Genomic DNA, 18,917 nt, shown 5'->3' on the forward strand with positions numbered 1-18,917 from the left:
TAAAGGTGCTAGCGGGCTGTAATACAGAAAGAAACTAGACCGTTAAACTAAGCCTTTTATAAAATCCTTAAAATCATTAGCGGTTTCACTGTGATGCAAGCCAAACACAACATTGGCTTGTAAAAAGCCTAGTTTATTACCGCAATCGTATGTTTTACCACGCATGCTGTAAGCATTAATAGGCGCTTCTTTGATCAACTGATCAAGCGCATCGGTGAGTTGTATTTCGCCGCCAGCGCCAGGTTTAGTGTCTTTTAATAGCTCCATAACTCTGGCAGGGAGAATGTAGCGCCCAACGATGGCTTGGTTAGAAGGCGCTTCTGCTTGTGGTGGCTTTTCTACCATGCCAACGATAGGTTGGCTTTGCCCGGGCGCGAGTGGTTTGCCTGCACAGTCAACAACACCGTAACGTTCTACATGTTCTAAGGGAACCGCTTCAACCATAATTTGGGCTGCGCCGCTATTGTGGTAGTCGGCGACCATCTCTGTTAAGTCACATTGCTCTGTTTGTGTACTATGAATCAGCATGTCAGGAAGCATAACTGCAAAATCATCATTGCCGATGGCTGGTGCTGCACATAAAACGGCATGGCCTAGCCCAAGCGGTTGGTTCTGGCGCACTGCACAAATAGACACATCTATTGGTAGTATGTCGCGTACGGCTGTTAGTAATGCGTCTTTACCTTTTCGAGCAAGTTCGGCTTCTAGTTCATAATGCTTATCAAAGTGATCTTCAATCGAGGATTTACCGCTACGCGTAACCAAAATGATCTCTGTAAAACCTGCCTTGATTGCTTCTTCGACAACGTGCTGAATAACCGGTTTATCAACAACGGTTAACATCTCTTTAGGAATAGCTTTACTTGCAGGTAGTACTCGTGTGCCCAGCCCTGCAACAGGTATGACGATTTTGGTTAGTGCGGACATCCATTTGCTCCCATTACCAATCAATTATTAAGAATGGCAGCATTCTAACATGGCTAGGCAACAAAAAACCTTTCCTTAATGTTCTGTGAAGTATTACCTATAAGGGCATTTTATTATTCTTTTTATTAAGTGAGACTGGCTGTGTAGGGCTATTAATTATTTGCGATAACAGATAAAATCGTAATAATTTTGCAGTGCAATACAGTTATACTTTTTTATAATCCTTTAATGATATTTTTAAAGTAAAACGGCGACGCTGTCTGAACGCAAAATGACTGGTCTGTCATTATGGAATCTAAAGATAATAGGAGTTATCTGCATGGAGTTTAAGAATACATACGCGTCGCTATTGGCTACGTCAGCACTGTTTACCTCGGCTATTGTTTCTCCCATGTTGGCGCACGCTATCGAGCCAGCCTCAATCTCTTTAGGCCCTGTTTCCATGATTCCTGCGCTAACTGTTCAAGCAGGTCATGATGATAATATTTTTCTTACGTCGACTAATGAAAAGAGCTCAGCGGTTACTGTTATTAATCCCACCGTGCAATTTATTGCAGAAGATGGTGCTAATGCCTATCAATTAACAGCGGATGTTAGACGTGGTATTTATCATAGTAGTCATGACGATAATTACACAGATATACAGCTACGCGGTGATGCTAACCTCGTTTTTGATGTGCGTAATAAATTAGACTTGCTCGCCGCTTACCTCAAAGCACACGAGGCGCGAGGCACGGGTTTAACGGAAGGTACTAATGCGACTGTTAACGATGCACCTGTTAAATATAACGAAAAAATAGTGGGCGCTACCTATACATACGGTGCCGATGAAGCGCAGGGGCGTATTGAAGGCAAGCTTTCTTACAACGTGCGTGATTATAGTAACTTTAGAAACCTAACTCGAAGTCGTGACCGCGATACGTTAAATACCGGTTTAACTTTTTATTACCGCGTCATGCCAAAAACCTCTTTGTTATTTGAAGCTCGCCGTACTGGTATTAATTATCAAAATGAGACAACGGGTGTTTCAAGCCTCGATAGTCATGAGTGGAAGTACCTGTTTGGTGCAACGTGGGATGCAACAGCCAAAACCACAGGTATCGTAAAAGCCGGTTATGCGCAGAAGAAATTCTCAGATGCAGGCCGAGATGATAAAGATGCATTTACCTGGGAAGCAGAGGTTAGCTGGGCGCCGCGCACATACTCTACTTTTGTTCTGCGTACAGGGCAGGAGCTAGAAGAGTCAAACGGTACTGATAACTTTATTGATACTCGCTCTGCTAGCGTGACATGGGATCATGCTTGGAATGATCGTATGAAAACTGCATTAGCATATGGCTTTGCTAATGAAGAATATGATTTAACCAATCGTAAAGATGATACCAATAGCTTTTCTGTTGGTGTGTCTTATGATCTTCGCCGTTGGTTGACTCTTGGCTTTGATGTTGAGCATGTTGAGCGTGATTCAAATCAGGCTGCATTTGATTATGATAATAATAGCGTATTCATGACAGTCCAGGGTTCTCTATAGCTTTAATGCTTTAGAGGGGTTGTCTGGTTTTATCGAGGTAATAGTTAACATGTGGCGTCGCGTTTTTGTGTATTTATGTCTGATTGCATTCAGTCAGTTATCGTATTCTGCCAGCGTATCGCAGGCTACTGAAGGCTCTCGTTCAGAAGGGTTGTCTGATTATCGTTTGGGTTCAGGAGACTTGCTAGGTATTAAGGTGTTTGGTGAGGAAGAGCTTAGCGTTGAAGTACGAATGAGTGACGCTGGTACTATCTCGTACCCTTTTCTGGGTGAGTTGCGAGTGAAAGGCCTTACTACGGGTGCGCTGGGTGATATGTTGGCAGCCCAGCTCAGAGATGGCTACTTAGTTAACCCTAGTGTGAGTGTAACTGTGCTTGAGTACCGTGAGTTTTATATTAACGGCGCTGTAAAAACCCCTGGCGCTTATCCGTATCAACCCGGTTTGACGCTGCAGCGTGCAGTGTCATTGGCGGGTGGCTTTACTGAAAGAGCGTCGTCTAGCAAGTTTTACTTATCTCACGAGAAAAGCGCCAGTAATGCTAAACCGTCAAAAGTGAAGTTAAATACGCGTGTTGCTCCTGGTGATGTGATCACTATCGAAGAAAGCTTTTTTTAATTCCTGCTTATTTAAGAGTACGAAAAACAACATGGATATTCAGAAAGAGCAGGGAGCGATAGATCGCATGCTGCAAGAAGATGTGATTGATTTACGCCAATACTGGCAAACAATTATGCGCCACAAATGGGGTATTATTGGGTTTGCTTTTATTGTGACCTTGCTAACCGCGCTGGTGGTGGCATCGTTAACACCTATTTATAGAGCGACAGCAACCTTATTGATTGAGTCGCAGCAGGCCAATATCGTTTCTATTGAAGAAGTGTATGGGCTTGATGGCGGCAATTCTGAATATTTCACCACGCAGTTTGAAATCTTAAAGTCACGAAATTTGGCTGAAAAAGTGGTGGCTAAGTTAGATCTAGTCAATCACCCTATTTTCAACAAGCCAAAAGAATCGTTGCTGCCTTTTGATTTTAACTGGCGTGACTGGCTGCCGTTTGAGTTGCCGGCAGCTCCTGTTGTTGTCGAAACGCAAGAGATTAAATTTCGCAATGTTGTTGATCAGTTTATGGGGGGGTTGACGGTTTCACCACTCAGAAAAACCCAGCTTGTAAAGCTCACTTATGAGTCTTCAGATGCACTATTGGCAACAAAAATTGCCAATGCGGTTGGCGAAAGTTACATCGAGAGTAACTTAGATGCAAAGTTGCAGTTAACACTAAAAGCTTCCTCTTGGTTGAGCGGTCAGCTTGAAGGGCTTCGTTCTGAGTTAACAAAAGCTGAGCAGCGTTTACAGGAGTACCGTGAGCAAGAACAAATTGTTGGCGAGAAAGGCGGCTTAAATATAGCTGGGCAAGAGCTCGAGTTGGTTGCCGGTAAATTGGTTGATGCACGCCGTGATCGATTAGAAGCAGAAAGCTTATATAGCCAGGTGCGTGCTATTGGTAAAAAGAACCCTGCTCGGTTGGAGTTGGTGCCTACAGTATTACAGCATCCTTTAGTACAGCGTATGAAAGAATCATATGCTCGCGTCGAATTAAAGCGTTCTGAGTTAGCAAAACGTTATGGTGCGAAGCATCCAACAATGCGGGCGGTGAACTCAGAATTAGCTAATGCGAGATCGGCTCTGCATAGGCAGATATTGTCTGTGGTAAACGGTATAGAAACCAACTACAAGGTTGCTGTTGCTAATGAGAACTCTTTAAAGTCTGCACTTGAAGGCACTAAAGGTAATATTCAAAACCTTAGCCGTAAAGAGTATAAGTTGAGTGAGTACCAGCAGGATGTAGAGACTAAGCGTACTGTATTTAATACGTTTTTAACGCGTTTTAATGAGACCTCAGCTACGGGCGATCTTAAAACGGCTAATGCACGTGTTTCTGACCCAGCAGTGGTTCCATTGCATCCTGCTAAACCTAAGAAAAAGCTCATTGTTGCATTGGCTTTTGTAGTAAGTGCTATGTTTGGGGTGATGTTTGCATTTGTGTTGCAGGCGCTTAATAACACCGTTAAAAGTGCTTCTGAAGTTGAGAGTAAGCTCGGTGTTGTTATGCTAGGTTTACTGCCGTTGTTGCCTAAAAAGAAGAAAACGCCTAACCAGAGTTATGGTCAATTTATTGATGACCCTCAGTCTGCTTATGCTGAGTCGTTGCGTACTATTCGTACCGGTTTGATTTTATCGGCACTTGATAATCCCCATAAAACAGTTTCTATTACCTCCTCTGTACCAGGGGAAGGTAAGACCTCGTTAGCGCTGGGTTTGGCATTTTCTACTGGGCAAATGGAAAAGGTGTTATTGGTTGATGCTGACTTGCGTCGTCCTTCTGTCGCCAAGGCGCTCGGGTTGGATCGTGCGGCATCTGGCTTGTCTAATTTAGTGGCCGGCACTGCTTCGGTTGATGAATGTATTCAACGTTACGAAGAAGGTAATATTGATGTGATTTGTGCAGGCATTATTCCTCCGAATCCTTCTGAGCTACTTTCTTCTAAGCGCTTTGCTGATGTTTTGGCAATGTTGGAAACAAAGTATGATCGAATCATTATTGATACTGCGCCATCTCAGGCAGTTAGTGATGCAATGGTGCTAGCGCCATTAGTGGGTGCGATGATTTATGTTGTAAGGTCTGATTCCACGCCTTATCAGCATGCGAAGAACGGTTTGAAGCGTCTACGCGAAGTCAATGCGCCAATTATTGGTGTTGTGCTTAACCAGGTTGATGTGAAAAAGGGCGCTAAGTACTACGGTCAGGAGTACGGCGGTTACTATGACGTCTATGGTTACAGCAGCGAAAAAGCATGATTGATCTGCATTGTCATCTGTTACCAGGTGTCGATGATGGTGCAGAGAATTTATCGGATGCAATTGAGCTTGCTCGTATGGCGGTTGCCGATGGTATTCGTCATATGGTGCTTACTCCGCACCTGCATCCTGGGCGTTATGACAATTCTTTGGCAGGTTTGCAGCCACACTTTGATGCTTTTCAGCAGGCTTTGGTTGAGCAGCACGTTCCGTTATCGGTGTCTTTGTCATGTGAGGTTCGCTTAAGCGCCGAGGTGCTACAGTTAGCCGCTACTCATGTGTTGCCATTTATTGGAAAGTGGAATGGCCAAGATGTTTTGTTGCTAGAATTGCCGCACAGTCATATACCACCGGGTAGTGATAAGTTAGTTAAGTGGCTGTTAGCGCGTAATATTATTCCCATGATTGCGCACCCTGAGCGCAATAAAGATATTGTGCACAACCTCGATAAAATCCTCCCTTTTGTTGATTTGGGGTGTTTATTCCAAGTTACCGCTATGTCTGTAACGGGTGAATTTGGTGCGCCTGCTCATCAGAAGGCGCATGAAATATTGGAAAACGATTGGGTAACGGTTATTGCAACCGATGCGCATAATCGCCAGCACCGTCCACCTTTACTTTCTAAAGCGCGAGATTTAATTGAGCAGATGTATGGTACTAAACGTGCGCAAGACTTGTTTGTTAATCATCCGTCTAAAATTGTTGGTATTGCTACCAGCGGCGAAGCGTAAGCGGTGAGTGCGAGTGTAAAAAACCGCCTTGCACGGCTGTTAGCAATGCTGGTTATTCTTGTTTCTATTCCTTTGGTTTATTTCGCATTTCGTTGGGCGGTTGCAGATATCAGTGCATATCCTGTGCGTTATGCTATTGAGCGTTGGCAAGCTAAACCGGGCACGGTTGATTTGCTCTCGTTAGATAAGGCTGAGCAGGACATTAACTCAGCATTGAGTTGGAATTCGGGCAATGCTGAGTATTACGAGTTAAAAGCACGCTTGATGTTTTATCGGGCTTCACTGTCAGACAGTTCGTCAGAATCACCTTTATCTATGAATGAGGTTCGCCAGGCGTTATCCCTTCATGAGTCTGCTATTAAACTGCGGCCTAATTGGGCTTATAGCTGGGCTAATAAGAGCTTGATGAAAGCTTATTTGGGTGAGTTTGATGAGGTGTTTTTTGACGCTATAAAACGTGCAGAAAAAACAGGGCCATGGGAATTAAGTGCAAATCTTGCGGTGCTTGAGGCGGGTTTGTTGGGGTGGAGGCAATTGTCTTCTGAGTCGCGCGCGGTTATCGTTGGTGCGGCCGGGCGTGCGACAGAGCATCGGCCGAAAGTGGTGCGTTCGTTGTTGGATAGTTATGCGTTACGAGTAGCTGTTTGCTCTCGCATGCTGCGCACTACTAAGCAGGCAAAAGTCTGTCAATAATATTGAGGAGTTGTGATGGGGTCGGTTGAATTGCAGTCGTTAAATATTGCTGTGTTAACAGTGTCTGATACCCGTGTTCCTGAAACGGATAAATCTGGCGATACTCTGCAAAAAGGTATTGAAGAGGCAGGGCATAAAGCTGCTCAGCGTTGCATTGTGAAAGATGATATCTATCAAATTCGTGCGGTGCTTTCTCAATGGATTGCCGACACTGATATTCATGCGGTGTTAGTAACTGGCGGTACAGGTTTTACTGCGAGAGATAGTACACCTGAGGCAGTCATCCCTTTATTGGATAAACAGATCGAAGGGTATGGTGAGTTGTTTAGGTCGCTCTCTTATGATGAGATCGGTACTTCAACTATTCAGTCTAGGACTGTTGCTGGCGTTGCTAATAGAACGGTTATCTTTTGTATGCCGGGCTCAACGGGTGCTTGTAAAACGGCTTGGCATCAAATTATTCGTGAGCAATTGGATAGTCGTCATCGGCCGTGTAACTTTGTAGAGATGGTGATGCAAAGAGGTTAATGAGGCGCGTTTCGTTCTAAACTATGTTGCGCTGCAGTACATATTGATAGTGATCATGTATAAAGCCGGTTTATAATACCGGCTTTTTATTGCCTGTAATTTGTATCTAAGCTAAGCGAGCGCATGTTGATAGATTTCTTTTCGCCATTCTTGGAAGCTTTTTTCCTAGTGTTTATGGCTGAGTTTGGTGATAAGAGTCAGTTAGTAGCAATGACGCTTGCTGTGCGTTACCGGCCAATACCCATCGTTATTGCTTCTGTCGCTGCGTTTGCTGTACTTAATTTTTTCGGTGTTGTATTTGGTGCAATGGCCGCTCACTGGTTGCCGATGTGGCTGGTTGCCGTCGTTGTTGCCTTGTTGTTTTTTGTTTTTGGTGTTCAATCATTTTCTGTTGTTGAGGATGATGCTGCAAGTATGGATGCAAAGATGGGTAAGCAGTTATTACTGTCTGTGTTTTTGCTGATGTTGATGGCTGAGTTTGGGGATAAAACTCAATTAGCCGTCGCTGCACTTGGCGGTATTAATAGCTTGTGGCCGGTATGGTCTGGTGCGACTGCAGCTTTGGCGGTGACCACTGTGCTCGGAGTGGTAGTAGGAAAAAAACTGTTGGGCTGCATATCGTTAGTTTGGGTTCATAGGGGAGCGGGCGTTCTCTTTATTGTATTTGGTTGCGTTGCTTTGTATGAAGCGATTACTCAGTTTGTGCTCATTAATGGGGAAGTGTAGTGCTTAACGGTTTTTTAGCGTTGTTGCTTTGTCAGTTATTAGGTGAGCTGGTGGTGTTGGCATCGGGTGTGCCAGTACCGGGCCCTGTTGTCGGTATGGTCTTGTTATTACTGGCGCTTGTTGTTTTTAAAAGAACCCCTAAGTCGGTGCGGTTGGTTTCAGAAGGCTTGTTGCGACACTTGGCTTTTTTATATGTGCCAGCAGGTGTTGGCTTGATGGTGCATCTGGAGATGATTTCTCACTATTGGTTGGCTATTTTGGTTGCTCTGTTGGTCAGTACATTCGTCACTCTGTTGGTAACCGTTCTCATATTTCGCTTGTTGGGTCGGCTTAATGGGCCTACAAAAGGTAGTTCAGCGTTGAGCGGCTCATCAGGGGAGGCGAAGTAATGGAGTTTTGGGTATATTTTGCTGCCAAACCGTTATTTTGGTTGATTGTCACTTTAGCCGTTTTTATGTTTGCTTTAGCGCTAAATAGGCGCTCAGGTGGTACGCCGTTTTTGCATCCTGTTTTGGTCTCCATGGCGGTTATCATCAGTTTTTTGTTGGTTACAGGCACGCGCTATGAAACCTACTTTGAGGGCGCGCAGTTTATTCACTTTTTACTGGGGCCAGCCACGGTAGCTCTTGCGGTCCCTTTGTTTGATCATTTTGAGCGCATTAAAAAGATGTGGTTTGTGTTGTTAGTGGCTTGTATTAGTGGTGCTGTGACAGCCATTGTGTCGGTGCTGTTGGTCGGCTTGATGTTTGATTTGCCAACTGAGGTGTTGTTGTCTTTAGCGCCTAAGTCAGTTACCTCTCCTATTGCCATTGGGATTGTTGAGAAAATAGGTGGTTATCCGTCGTTAGCTGCTGGCCTTGTGTTAATTACAGGTGCGATGGGGTGCTTGATGTCTGCGCTTGTTTTTAAGTTGCTCAATGTGACAGATGACGCGGTTAAAGGTTTTACGCTTGGTTTGGCTGCTCATGGTTTTGGGACGGCATATGCGTTCGAGACAAGTGCGGTAGCGGGTGCTTTCGCGGGGTTGGCGATGGGGATGACAGGATTGTTAACAGCCTTTTTGTTGCCTGTTGTTATTTCGTTGATGGGTTTTAATTAGTGTGATGTGTGTAAGTTTTAAAGGCTGAATGTTGTTTAGCCTATTGTTGAATTTGAATGTGGGGCGCTTCTGGTACAGTTCGCCCCTGTATTTTAGTGCCTACTGATCAGGGTGATGTGGAAAAATGACTCCATTAGAGCGTTATAAAAAAGACTTGTTGCGAGATGACTTTTCATACGATCCTGCACAGGAGATTGCTATCGGCCATCTTCAACGTTTGTATGATGATCTGATTGCGGTTGACAATGTTCAGCCTCAAACGTTGATGCAGCGTTTTAGTGGAAAGTTTAAAAAGCAGACGGTTGAGCCTGTGCAGGGTTTGTACTTTTGGGGTGGAGTCGGTCGTGGCAAAACTTACATGATGGACACCTTTTATGACAGCCTACCGTTTAAGCAAAAAAGGCGTACTCATTTTCATCGCTTTATGCAGGGCGTGCATGCCGATTTGCGTTTGCTTGATGGTACTAAAAACCCGCTCACTGAAATCGCCCGTAAATACGCAGATGAAGCGCGTATTATCTGTTTTGATGAGTTTTTTGTTTCGGACATCACCGACGCGATGATTTTGGGGAGTTTGTTTGAGCAGTTGTTTGCTAATGGTGTTTCGTTGGTGGCGACTTCGAATATTGTTCCTGATGGTCTGTATAGAGACGGTTTGCAGAGGGCTCGCTTTCTGCCGGCAATCGCACTGTTAAACAAGTATACCGATGTTGTTAATGTAGATGGCGGTGTGGACTATCGGTTGCGAGCGTTGGAGCAAGCTGAGCTATACCACTATCCGTTGGATGCGACGGCAGATGAAAGCTTGAATACGAGTTTTGAAAGTTTGGCGCCTGACTTGGAAGAGGCGCTAGATAATGAGCTGGTCGATATTAATGGTCGTGGTATCCCATCAAGAAGAACATGCGAAGATGTTGTCTGGTTTGACTTCCCTGCATTGTGTGAAGGGCCGCGTTCGCAGAATGACTATATTGAAATTGCTAAAATTTACCATGCCGTCGTTATTTCTAATGTTCCGCAGCTGGGGACTAAAAATGATGATGCGGCGCGTCGCTTCATTAATCTCGTTGATGAGTTTTATGATTGTGGTGTGAAGTTGATTGTATCTGCTGCCGTACCTATTCATGAAATCTATACAGGTGGGCGTTTGTCTTTTGAGGTAGAGAGGACGCAAAGTAGGCTTTTAGAGATGCAATCTCACGATTATTTAGCAAAAGCCCACAAAGCTTAATTTATTGTTGTGCTTGTTAATTAAATGCGTAGGCGTGGGTTTAAATGCTTTGTAGTTTTTATATTAAATAAGTGCACAGAAATACTCGCATTAGCTGGGTAATTTGACTATAATTCGCGCTCCTCATTTCAGGATGAGGTTTCGTACGTTGTTTATTGCTGTTTTCAGTAGTTAACAACTAATAATTATAAGGTAAGTCGGACGCGGAAATTCTGATCTTCAGGTCCGTTATCTAGACTTAATTAAAGTATAGGCGAACAATCGATGACTACTTTTGTTGCTAAGCCAGCCGAGGTAAAACGCGACTGGTACGTAATTGACGCAGAAGGCAAAACTCTTGGCCGTATGGCTACTGAAATTGCTCGACGTCTGCGCGGTAAGCATAAACCAGAATTCACACCACACGTAGATACTGGCGATTACATTGTTGTTGTAAACGCAGAGAAAGTACACGTGTCTGGTAACAAGCGTAAAGCTAAAATTTATTACCGTCATACAGGTTTCCCTGGTGGTCTTAAGCAGGCTAACTTTGAGATCATGATTAACAGCCAGCCAGAAAAAGTTATCGAATTGGCTGTTAAAGGTATGCTACCAAAAGGTCCTTTGGGTCGTGCTATGTACACTAAATTGAAAGTGTATGCAGGTAACGAACATCCACACCAGGCTCAGCAGCCTCAAGAACTGAAACTCTAAGGGGAAGTAGATAATGTCAGCTACTCAGTATTACGGTACAGGTCGTCGCAAAACTTCTACAGCCCGAGTTTTCTTGCGTCCTGGTACAGGCACAATCTCTATCAACGATCGTACTATCGAAGTTTACTTCGGTCGCGAAACTGCACGTATGATCGTTCGTCAGCCATTAGAGTTGACTGAAACTCTAGAAAAATTCGACGTAATCGTTACTGTTAAAGGTGGTGGTAGCTTCGGTCAAGCAGGTGCGATCCGTCATGGTATCACTCGTGCATTGATGGAATACGACGAAACTATGCGTCCTGCACTGCGTAAAGCTGGTTTCGTAACCCGCGACGCTCGTGAAGTTGAACGTAAGAAAGTTGGTCTACGTAAAGCACGTAAGAAACCACAATTCTCTAAACGTTAATTGTTTGCCGGTTATCCGGCATGCGATTTGGAAAACGCTCGTGGCTGTTATGGCACGGGCGTTTTTTTTATCTGTGCATTAGGTCAATACTTAGTCTTATAGATACCTCTGAAGGGATAATTCACCTTGTAAAATAGGGGTATTTTCTTTACTATTTGGCCATTTTTACAGAACCGGATTTCGTGAATTTTTTATACTGAACGGTTGGTGATTATTTGTACAAGCAAATAGCCTGGCCGAGTGAGGGGGATATACTTGATGAGCAATGACGGCGTGAACAAGGGTCGGCGTCGGCTTCTTATAGGTGCCACTTCTGCCGTTGGGGCAGTGGGTGCTGTAGGAGCGGCGGTCCCGTTCGTGGCTTCCTGGAATCCAAGTGCCAAGGCGAAAGCCGCTGGCGCACCAGCTAAAGCTGATATTAGCAAGCTGGAACCAGGTCAGCAGATGATAGTTGAGTGGCGTGGAAAACCTGTTTGGGTTGTTAAGCGTGGCGAGGAAGCGTTAGCTGCCTTAAGTAGTATTGATCCAGGTAAGTTGTCGGACCCCGATTCGGAAGTTCCGCAGCAGCCGGCATATATTCCGAATGATGCGGATCGATCAATTCGTCCTGATATCTCTGTATTGGTAGGTATATGCACACATTTAGGGTGCTCTCCTAGCTATAAGCCTGAGGTTGGGCCGCAAGAATTTGACGCTAATTGGGTTGGTGGTTTTTATTGCCCATGCCATGGCTCTCGTTTTGATTTATCGGGCCGTGTCTATAAGGGCTCACCGGCACCGACAAACCTAGTGATTCCGCCTCATAAATACGAAGGCGAAGACATTATCATTGTTGGCGTGGATCAGGAGAACGCATAATGGCTGGTTACCGTAATAAAGGAAAAAGCGGCTTTATGGGATGGGTCGATGACCGTTTCCCGGCGACTGCTATGTGGGAAGACCACTTATCAAAATACTATGCGCCAAAAAACTTTAACTTTTGGTACTTTTTTGGCTCTCTAGCCATGCTGATGTTGGTTAACCAGATCATTACCGGTATTTGGCTAACAATGAGCTACAACCCTTCTGCAGAAGGTGCGTTTGCTTCTGTAGAGTACATCATGCGAGATGTTGATTACGGTTGGTTGCTGCGCTACTTGCACTCTACTGGTGCTTCGGCATTCTTCTGTGTTGTTTATCTGCATATGTTCCGTGGCATGATGTACGGCTCATACCGTAAGCCGCGTGAATTGATATGGCTATTCGGTATGGCTATTTATCTTGCGTTGATGGCTGAAGCTTTCATGGGTTACTTGCTACCATGGGGTCAGATGTCTTATTGGGGTGCTGCGGTAATTGTATCTTTGTTCCAAGCTGTGCCTTTTGTTGGGCCTGAGCTGGCAGAGTGGATTCGTGGTGATTACCTGATCTCTGGTGTGACGCTAAACCGTTTCTTCTCTTTGCATGTTGTTGCATTACCTATCGTCTTATTGGCGCTAGTTGTGTTGCATATCATTGCGTTGCATGAGGTTGGTTCTAACAACCCAGACGGTATCGAAATTAAAGAAAACAAAGATGAAAACGGCGTGCCGTTGGATGGAATTCCATTCCACCCATACTACACAGTGAAAGACATTGTGGGTGTTGTTGTCTTCCTATTTGTCTTCTGCATTATTGTATTCTTCTTCCCAGAAGGTGGTGGCTACTTAATTGAAGCGCCAAACTTTGAACCAGCTAATCCGCTGAAAACACCGCCGCATATCGCGCCTGTTTGGTACTTTACGCCATTCTACGCAATGTTGCGTGCTATTCCGCCAATTGCTGCTTCCCAGTTCCCTGGTGTTGTTGTGATGGGTGGTGCGATTGCTATCCTGTTTGTTCTTCCTTGGTTGGATCGCAGCCCTGTTAAGTCAATTCGCTATAAAGGGATGTTTAGCAAAGTGGCGTTGGTAATCTTTGCTGTTAGCTTTGTAATCTTGGGTTACCTAGGTGTGGTTGCATCTACTCCTGAGCGTACGTTGGTGGCTCAGATCTGTACTGCTCTTTATTTTGCTTTCTTCTTCTTGATGCCGTTTTACACCAAGATGGAGAAAACTAAACCAGTACCAGAGAGGGTTACAGGATAATGAAAAAGTATTTGGTTGCATTCGTTATTGCACTGTTCCCATTAGCAAGTTTTGCTTCGGGCGGTGCGGGTCCTAAATTGGACCACATGGCTGTGGATCTGCATAACCAGGCTTCATTGCAGCGCGGTATGCAGGTATTTGTGAATAACTGTTTGGGTTGTCACTCTGCACAATATCAGCGTTATCAGCGTGCTGCTGAAGATTTGGGCATGCCGATTAACTTGGTAGAAGAGAATCTACTTTTGGGTAATCAAAAAGTAGGTCAGCAGATGACCAATACTATGCTCAAAGAAGATTCTGCTAGTTGGTTTGGTACAGCGCCACCTGACTTGACGCTTGAGTCTCGTTTGCGTGGGCCTGACTGGTTGTACACATATTTACGAAGCTTCTATAAAGACTCTTCACGTCCATGGGGTGTGAATAACGTGGTCTTTCCTGATGTAGGTATGCCTAACGTGCTTGAGTATTTGCAAGGTGAGCAGGTTAATCATTGCTCAGCTGAAGAAGCCCAGCATCATGAAGCTAAAATTGATCCGTTAACAGGTAAGATGATGGGCGGTTGTATGTCTATCAGTAAGAAAGGGCAGCAGACGACAGAAGAGTTTGATAAAACTGTTTATGATCTGGTGAACTTTATGGCCTATATCGGTGAGCCGTCTAAATTAGACTCTCAGCGTATCGGAACAAAAGTGTTAATCTTCCTCTTCTTGTTCTTCTTCGTTGCTTATGCACTGAAAAAAGAATACTGGAAAGATGTTCACTGATTTTACAGCGCAAATCTGTTAGAATCATTTTTTTGCGCGGCCTGAGTTTCAGGCCGCGCTTATTTATTTTCTACGGTAAGTAATACGGGGATATATTAATGGGAGTTGTGGCTAAACGTTCTTCCATGACCTTTTACTCTGACGGTGCTGATCATTACAGCCATCGTGTTCGCATTGTGTTAGCGGAAAAAGGAGTAGCGGTTGACGTTATTGATTGTCATGTCGAGGATCTTCCTGAAGATTTGGCAGGTTTAAATCCTTATAATAGCTTGCCTACTCTCTTGGATAGAGATTTGGTGCTGTATGAGCCAAATGTAATGATGGAATATTTGGATGAGCGTTTCCCTCATCCGCCGTTATTGCCTGTTTATCCTGTTGCGCGCGCAGAAAGCCGTTTGTACATGCATCGAATTCAGAAAGATTGGTGCAAGCATGTAGATGTCTTGGTGTCAGTTAAATCAACAGATGATGAAGTTGAAGCGGCACGTAAAGATTTACGTGATAGCTTGGTGGCAATTTCACCTATCTTTGCTGAAAAACCGTTCTTCATGAGTGAAGAGTTTACATTGGTTGATTGCTGTCTTGCTCCGCTATTGTGGCGTTTGCCTTATTTGGGTGTTGATTTGCCTGAAGCTCAGTGCAAATCACTGTATGAGTACATGGAGCGTTTATTTGAGCGTGAATCTTTCCGTGAGAGTCTCTCGGAAGCTGAACGTGAAATGCGTGACTAGTATTATATCTGCTTGAATATTTAGTTCAGAAAGGGATGATAATATCATCCCTTTTTTATGTTTGGAGTGTTTATGAAACCCAGTCGTCCTTATCTTATCAAGGCTTTACAAGAATGGTTGCTTGATAATGACTGTACGCCACATTTGGCGGTAGATGTTGCAGTGAGAGGGGTTATGGTGCCGGAGCAATTTATTTCTGACGGCCAGATTGTTCTTAATATTAGCCCTTCGGCAGTGCAAAATTTTTTGATAGACGATGAAGCTATTAGCTTTAATGCACGCTTTGGTGGTGTGCCAATGAATGTCTATGTTCCTATGGCTGCCGTTTTGGCTGTGTATGCGCGTGAAAATGGTGCAGGGATGGGGTTTGGAATGGAGCCCGGTGCTGATTTTTATGAGTTAGAGCAAGAAGAAGAGCTAAATCCGGAGCCACCAAAACCATCAGGTGGGCGGCCAACATTGAAAGTTGTTAAGTAATAGCCTGCATTAAATAATACAGGCTATTTGTGTGTGGTTTAGCGATGTGGGATATATTCGAAGACCTTAACAATTCTTTGCACACCAGGGATGGTGCGGATAATATTTACTGCGGTATCAGCTTCTTGCTCTGTCACTAAGCCCATCAAATATGTTGAGCTGTTTTCTGTAACTACCTTTATACGGCTGCCTTCTACTGTTTCGTCAGCGAGTAGTTGTAGTTTAATGCGGCTCGTTAGGTATCCATCATTGGCGCGAACAATGCTCGATGTTGGGCCGGAAATTTCAAGTTCATTGTGAATTTTGCGAACTTTTCGAGTCTGAGTGGCAATTTGTTCTGCTTCTAGTTTGGCATTTTCGTGCGGTACCTGGCCGGTGAGTAATAGAATGCCGTTGTAGCTGGTCACGCTGATATGCGAGTTTCTAACCGTTTCTGAGCCTTTATTGATATTGACGAGTGTTTTGTTTTCAATAACTTCGTCTTCGATATAAGCACCAACCGTGCGACTTCCTTGGTCTTCGCGGATGGGCTCTTCTCGTGATGCGCTGATCAAATTCGAGCAGCCTGAAAGTGTCGTTAGTACACAAGCGGTCGTAATGCATTTCAAAAGCGTTGAGTTCATAGCGTCAGGCTCCAAATAATTGGTATTCGATTAAATCGCATAAGCAATGAAGAATCAGTAGGTGCGCACTGTAAATCATTGCGTTGTCGTCAGATGGTACGCATATTTCGACTTCATCTGGTCTTAAAAGTGCAGAAATATTGCTGCTATCATGTCCGGTGATGGCAATGACTGACATATCACGGTCATGAGCCGCTTGTATTGCTTGTACTAGGCTATTTGAGCGCCCTTGGTTTGAGATGACTAGTAGGACGTCTCCGGGTTGCCCAATGGCTCTAATCTGCTTTGAGTACACTTCACTAAAGCTGCTTTCTTCTGCAATACCGGTAAGTACGGCGCTGTCTGCGCCTACCGTTATGGCCGGCAGGCCAGGTCTTTCATTTCTGAAGCGGCTAAGCAATAGTGCAGAGAAGTGTTGAGCCAGGGCTGCTGAGCCACCATTGCCAACACATACGACTTTAAGTTCGCTGGCAAGGCTGGAGAGCATGAGCTCGCTAGCATGAGCGATCATCGGCGTGTATTGCTCAATGGTGTGAGCATTTGTGTCCATCGAATTGTGAAATAAGTTAACAATTCGCTCTTCAAGTTCCATTCACTAATTCCGGTCTTAAAGTCTGAAGGCGTCTTTATACCATACTGGTTTATTTTCTTCAGAAGGAGTTTCGTATGCAATGACATCAAATCGGCAGTTATGCTGCTGAAAATGACTATGAGTCATTAAGAAATGTTGTGCAGTACGGATAATTTTTTTCTGTTTAGTTGTTGTTACTGAGTTTGCAGCTCCGCCAAAGTGCTTATGTGTGCGATATCTCACCTCTACAAAAACCAGTGTGTTGTTATCAACTAGTATCAGATCAATTTCACCTAATTTACATAGGTAGTTTCTCGTTACAGGCTTCAGTCCTTGTTGGGTAAGCCAGTGCCAAGCTTTTGTTTCGGCATCCTTGCCGCGTGTTTGTCTGTCCATAGAGGGTCACTATTCAATAAGTTTTGGTGTGCCGTTTTCAAAAATGGCCCATTGTAGGTGTCGATTAACTTTATTTTCTTCAGTTAACGACAGCATGCCTGTCTCGCCTTGTAAGCGTGCGCCTTGTGCGGCACCTAGCTGTTGTAAATATGGATATAGGTTGTATGCATCAATGCCTAAGGCGTACAGCCTGCCAAAGCGGGTGCCTGTATTGTTGCGTATGGCGTTAAGTGCGCGTCTATTGTCTGACGGAGGGGACAGTACCCACGGGATATCACCAAACATGATGCCGTTAAGGTCGATATCTGCTGCTGTATTGCTTGCGCCCGAAAAAATCTGCGAGGTGGCATAAACAGGCAGGTCGCCGGCGAAGTAGAATGACAGGATGGGTTTAATTAGTCGTGCATCTTGCGGGCGAGCAGCAAGTAAAATTGTGTCGGCATCTTGGCGACGTCTTTCTTCAAATTCGAAGTTGAGCCCTGTTGCTTTTCTTAGTCTGATCGCTCGTGCTTTACTTTCGTCTGTTTTCAATAATTGAGCGATATTTTGGTTGAGTTCCTCTTTGTTGAAAGATGCTCGAGAAACAATGGTCCCGCCAAGCGAGCTGAACGTATCTGCAAAAGCGGTTTCTGCTCGCTTCCCCCATGCACTATTAGGAGTGAGGATTAAAGCGTAACGTTTTCCGGCATTAATTGCTTGGGTGGCTGCATCGCGCGCTTCGTCTTCTGCAGATAGCCCAAACTGGTACAGGTTGCTAGCGCTTCCGTCGGTATAGTTAAGTGCTAAAAAAGGAAGAGGTAGCGATTCGAACTGGCTGAGAGCGCTGACTTTGTCTTTTTCAAGTGGGCCGATGATTAGCTGAACGTCTTTTTCTTGTGCCGCTTGTAGTATTTCATCTGCGGTTGCATAAAGAGCGCTGTCCAAGAATACAAGTTCTGGGGCGCTGTTGCGTTCTTGGTTAGCAAAGTGTGCGGTGCTAATACCATCTTGTATTGCTTTGCCCACCTTCTCTAAAGAGCCTGATGTGGGTAGTAAGATGCCTATGCGTGCAACATTGAGCAAATCAATGCTTTGTGGGGAAGCAAGGTTGCCGGGCATGAGTTGTGCTGCAGGGTGGGCTTGCCATAGGTTTAACCAGTTCTCAATATTGTTGGTTTGCGTTTGGATATCAGCAATGGATCGAGACGCTAGCGCTAATTCCAGCCAGCCTTGTAGTAGGTAGTTGTTATTAGGTTGCTGTAAAGCGCTGTGTAATTCTGCATCATTAGTTGTTTGTAGTGCCTGCCAGATGCGGTCGTGTAGAAGCTGTAGCCTTTCTTGGTCCTGAATATAATCAGTGCCTTCGATGAGTATTTTGGCTTCTTCTAAGGATTGCCCATTGAGCCCGTAAGCATCGGCATATAGTTGCTCGGATAGGAGGGCGTCATCTTCTGGTAGTGTGCTCAGTGATGGCATGTAAGCAAGGTAGCTGAGAGCTTTTTCGCCATCGTTGTTATCTAGTGCCTGCTGCGTCTGCAGTTTGATGATATTGAACTGCAGCGTTGGCGGTAAATTTGCAGTATCGATATCTTTCAGAATATCGCTCGCACGATCCTGCTCACCTTGGGATGCGAGTAATTGGGCTGCTTGTAGCTTAAGCTCTGCTGCGCGAATCGGTGAGGACCGTTGAGCTTGTGACAGCAGTGAGTCGACATTCGCTTCTTGGGACGATGATGGCAGGCTGCCTGTTACCAGTGGTGGTGACATTGGCGGCATAGCGCAACCAGCAATAATGCTTGTTAAGGTAACAATTAGAGACAGGCGTTTCAAAATCATCATATACTCTAT

Annotated in this window: 22 protein-coding genes; 17 read left to right on the forward strand and 5 right to left on the reverse strand. The window is 44.7% G+C overall.

What is annotated here, in order from left to right; genetic code table 11:
• Positions 1-42: 42 nt before the first annotated feature.
• Positions 43-927, reverse strand: coding sequence for a UTP--glucose-1-phosphate uridylyltransferase GalU (gene galU / locus NEJAP_RS04735; RefSeq protein WP_201349536.1), 885 nt, complete (start codon positions 925-927; stop codon positions 43-45).
• 319 nt (positions 928-1,246) lie between these two features.
• Between galU and NEJAP_RS04740 the strand changes: the two genes are divergently transcribed.
• From NEJAP_RS04740 to NEJAP_RS04820, 17 genes are all read left to right on the forward strand, one after another.
• Positions 1,247-2,458 (forward strand): outer membrane beta-barrel protein, encoded by a 1,212-nt coding sequence (locus NEJAP_RS04740; RefSeq protein ID WP_201349537.1) that lies wholly within the window; start codon positions 1,247-1,249, stop codon positions 2,456-2,458.
• Between the two features lie 49 nt (positions 2,459-2,507).
• A complete protein-coding gene (locus NEJAP_RS04745) occupies positions 2,508-3,074 on the forward strand; it encodes a polysaccharide biosynthesis/export family protein (RefSeq protein ID WP_201349538.1) in 567 nt (188 codons plus the stop codon).
• Between the two features lie 31 nt (positions 3,075-3,105).
• The gene (locus NEJAP_RS04750; RefSeq protein ID WP_201349539.1) at positions 3,106-5,316 is read left to right on the forward strand and encodes a GumC family protein; all 2,211 of its coding nucleotides are present in this window, start codon (positions 3,106-3,108) and stop codon (positions 5,314-5,316) included.
• Complete coding sequence (locus NEJAP_RS04755) at positions 5,313-6,047, forward strand: tyrosine-protein phosphatase (RefSeq protein ID WP_201349540.1); 735 nt, start codon at positions 5,313-5,315, stop codon at positions 6,045-6,047. The genes NEJAP_RS04750 and NEJAP_RS04755 overlap by 4 nt, the downstream gene beginning before the upstream one ends.
• Before the next feature lie 3 nt (positions 6,048-6,050).
• Positions 6,051-6,740, forward strand: a complete 690-nt coding sequence (locus NEJAP_RS04760; RefSeq protein WP_201349541.1) for a hypothetical protein — start codon at positions 6,051-6,053, stop codon at positions 6,738-6,740.
• Between the two features lie 15 nt (positions 6,741-6,755).
• On the forward strand, positions 6,756-7,268 hold the full coding sequence (moaB, locus tag NEJAP_RS04765) for a molybdenum cofactor biosynthesis protein B (RefSeq protein ID WP_201349542.1): 513 nt from the start codon (positions 6,756-6,758) through the stop codon (positions 7,266-7,268).
• Between the two features lie 123 nt (positions 7,269-7,391).
• Positions 7,392-7,994 (forward strand): TMEM165/GDT1 family protein, encoded by a 603-nt coding sequence (locus NEJAP_RS04770; RefSeq protein WP_201349543.1) that lies wholly within the window; start codon positions 7,392-7,394, stop codon positions 7,992-7,994.
• Positions 7,994-8,383 carry a CidA/LrgA family protein gene (locus NEJAP_RS04775; RefSeq protein WP_201349544.1) on the forward strand — a complete coding sequence of 130 codons (390 nt, stop codon included), beginning with the start codon at positions 7,994-7,996 and terminating at the stop codon, positions 8,381-8,383. Before NEJAP_RS04770 ends, NEJAP_RS04775 begins: the two co-directional genes overlap by 1 nt.
• Entirely contained in the window at positions 8,383-9,093 is a 711-nt protein-coding gene (locus NEJAP_RS04780; protein ID WP_201349545.1) for an LrgB family protein, read from the forward strand. The genes NEJAP_RS04775 and NEJAP_RS04780 overlap by 1 nt, the downstream gene beginning before the upstream one ends.
• 124 nt (positions 9,094-9,217) lie before the next feature.
• Positions 9,218-10,324: a cell division protein ZapE gene (gene zapE / locus NEJAP_RS04785; protein WP_201349546.1), complete on the forward strand. Its 1,107-nt coding sequence runs from the start codon at positions 9,218-9,220 to the stop codon at positions 10,322-10,324.
• A gap of 264 nt (positions 10,325-10,588) precedes the next feature.
• The gene (rplM, locus tag NEJAP_RS04790) at positions 10,589-11,017 is read left to right on the forward strand and encodes a 50S ribosomal protein L13 (protein WP_028469786.1); all 429 of its coding nucleotides are present in this window, start codon (positions 10,589-10,591) and stop codon (positions 11,015-11,017) included.
• Positions 11,018-11,030: 13 nt separating this feature from the next.
• Entirely contained in the window at positions 11,031-11,423 is a 393-nt protein-coding gene (rpsI, locus tag NEJAP_RS04795) for a 30S ribosomal protein S9 (protein WP_201349547.1), read from the forward strand.
• Between the two features lie 258 nt (positions 11,424-11,681).
• Positions 11,682-12,281, forward strand: a complete 600-nt coding sequence (gene petA, locus NEJAP_RS04800) for a ubiquinol-cytochrome c reductase iron-sulfur subunit (protein ID WP_201349548.1) — start codon at positions 11,682-11,684, stop codon at positions 12,279-12,281.
• On the forward strand, positions 12,281-13,528 hold the full coding sequence (locus tag NEJAP_RS04805; protein ID WP_028469789.1) for a cytochrome b: 1,248 nt from the start codon (positions 12,281-12,283) through the stop codon (positions 13,526-13,528). Before petA ends, NEJAP_RS04805 begins: the two co-directional genes overlap by 1 nt.
• On the forward strand, positions 13,528-14,292 hold the full coding sequence (locus NEJAP_RS04810) for a cytochrome c1 (protein WP_201349549.1): 765 nt from the start codon (positions 13,528-13,530) through the stop codon (positions 14,290-14,292). Before NEJAP_RS04805 ends, NEJAP_RS04810 begins: the two co-directional genes overlap by 1 nt.
• Before the next feature lie 98 nt (positions 14,293-14,390).
• Complete coding sequence (locus NEJAP_RS04815) at positions 14,391-15,023, forward strand: glutathione S-transferase N-terminal domain-containing protein (protein ID WP_028469791.1); 633 nt, start codon at positions 14,391-14,393, stop codon at positions 15,021-15,023.
• A gap of 72 nt (positions 15,024-15,095) precedes the next feature.
• The gene (locus NEJAP_RS04820; protein WP_201349550.1) at positions 15,096-15,500 is read left to right on the forward strand and encodes a ClpXP protease specificity-enhancing factor; all 405 of its coding nucleotides are present in this window, start codon (positions 15,096-15,098) and stop codon (positions 15,498-15,500) included.
• Between the two features lie 38 nt (positions 15,501-15,538).
• Here NEJAP_RS04820 and NEJAP_RS04825 read toward each other — a convergent pair whose 3' ends face one another.
• Genes NEJAP_RS04825 through NEJAP_RS04840 form a run of 4 tightly spaced genes read right to left on the reverse strand, consistent with a single transcriptional unit; the run spans position 15,539 to position 18,908 of the window.
• The gene (locus NEJAP_RS04825) at positions 15,539-16,123 is read right to left on the reverse strand and encodes a BON domain-containing protein (protein ID WP_201349551.1); all 585 of its coding nucleotides are present in this window, start codon (positions 16,121-16,123) and stop codon (positions 15,539-15,541) included.
• Between the two features lie 4 nt (positions 16,124-16,127).
• Entirely contained in the window at positions 16,128-16,715 is a 588-nt protein-coding gene (locus NEJAP_RS04830; protein ID WP_201349552.1) for an SIS domain-containing protein, read from the reverse strand.
• 15 nt (positions 16,716-16,730) lie between these two features.
• The gene (locus NEJAP_RS04835; protein WP_201349553.1) at positions 16,731-17,090 is read right to left on the reverse strand and encodes a YraN family protein; all 360 of its coding nucleotides are present in this window, start codon (positions 17,088-17,090) and stop codon (positions 16,731-16,733) included.
• 9 nt (positions 17,091-17,099) lie between these two features.
• The gene (locus NEJAP_RS04840; protein ID WP_201349554.1) at positions 17,100-18,908 is read right to left on the reverse strand and encodes a penicillin-binding protein activator; all 1,809 of its coding nucleotides are present in this window, start codon (positions 18,906-18,908) and stop codon (positions 17,100-17,102) included.
• Positions 18,909-18,917 lie beyond the last annotated feature (9 nt).

This window comes from Neptunomonas japonica JAMM 1380 (assembly GCF_016592555.1).
GTDB classification, from domain to species: domain Bacteria; phylum Pseudomonadota; class Gammaproteobacteria; order Pseudomonadales; family Balneatricaceae; genus Neptunomonas; species Neptunomonas japonica_A.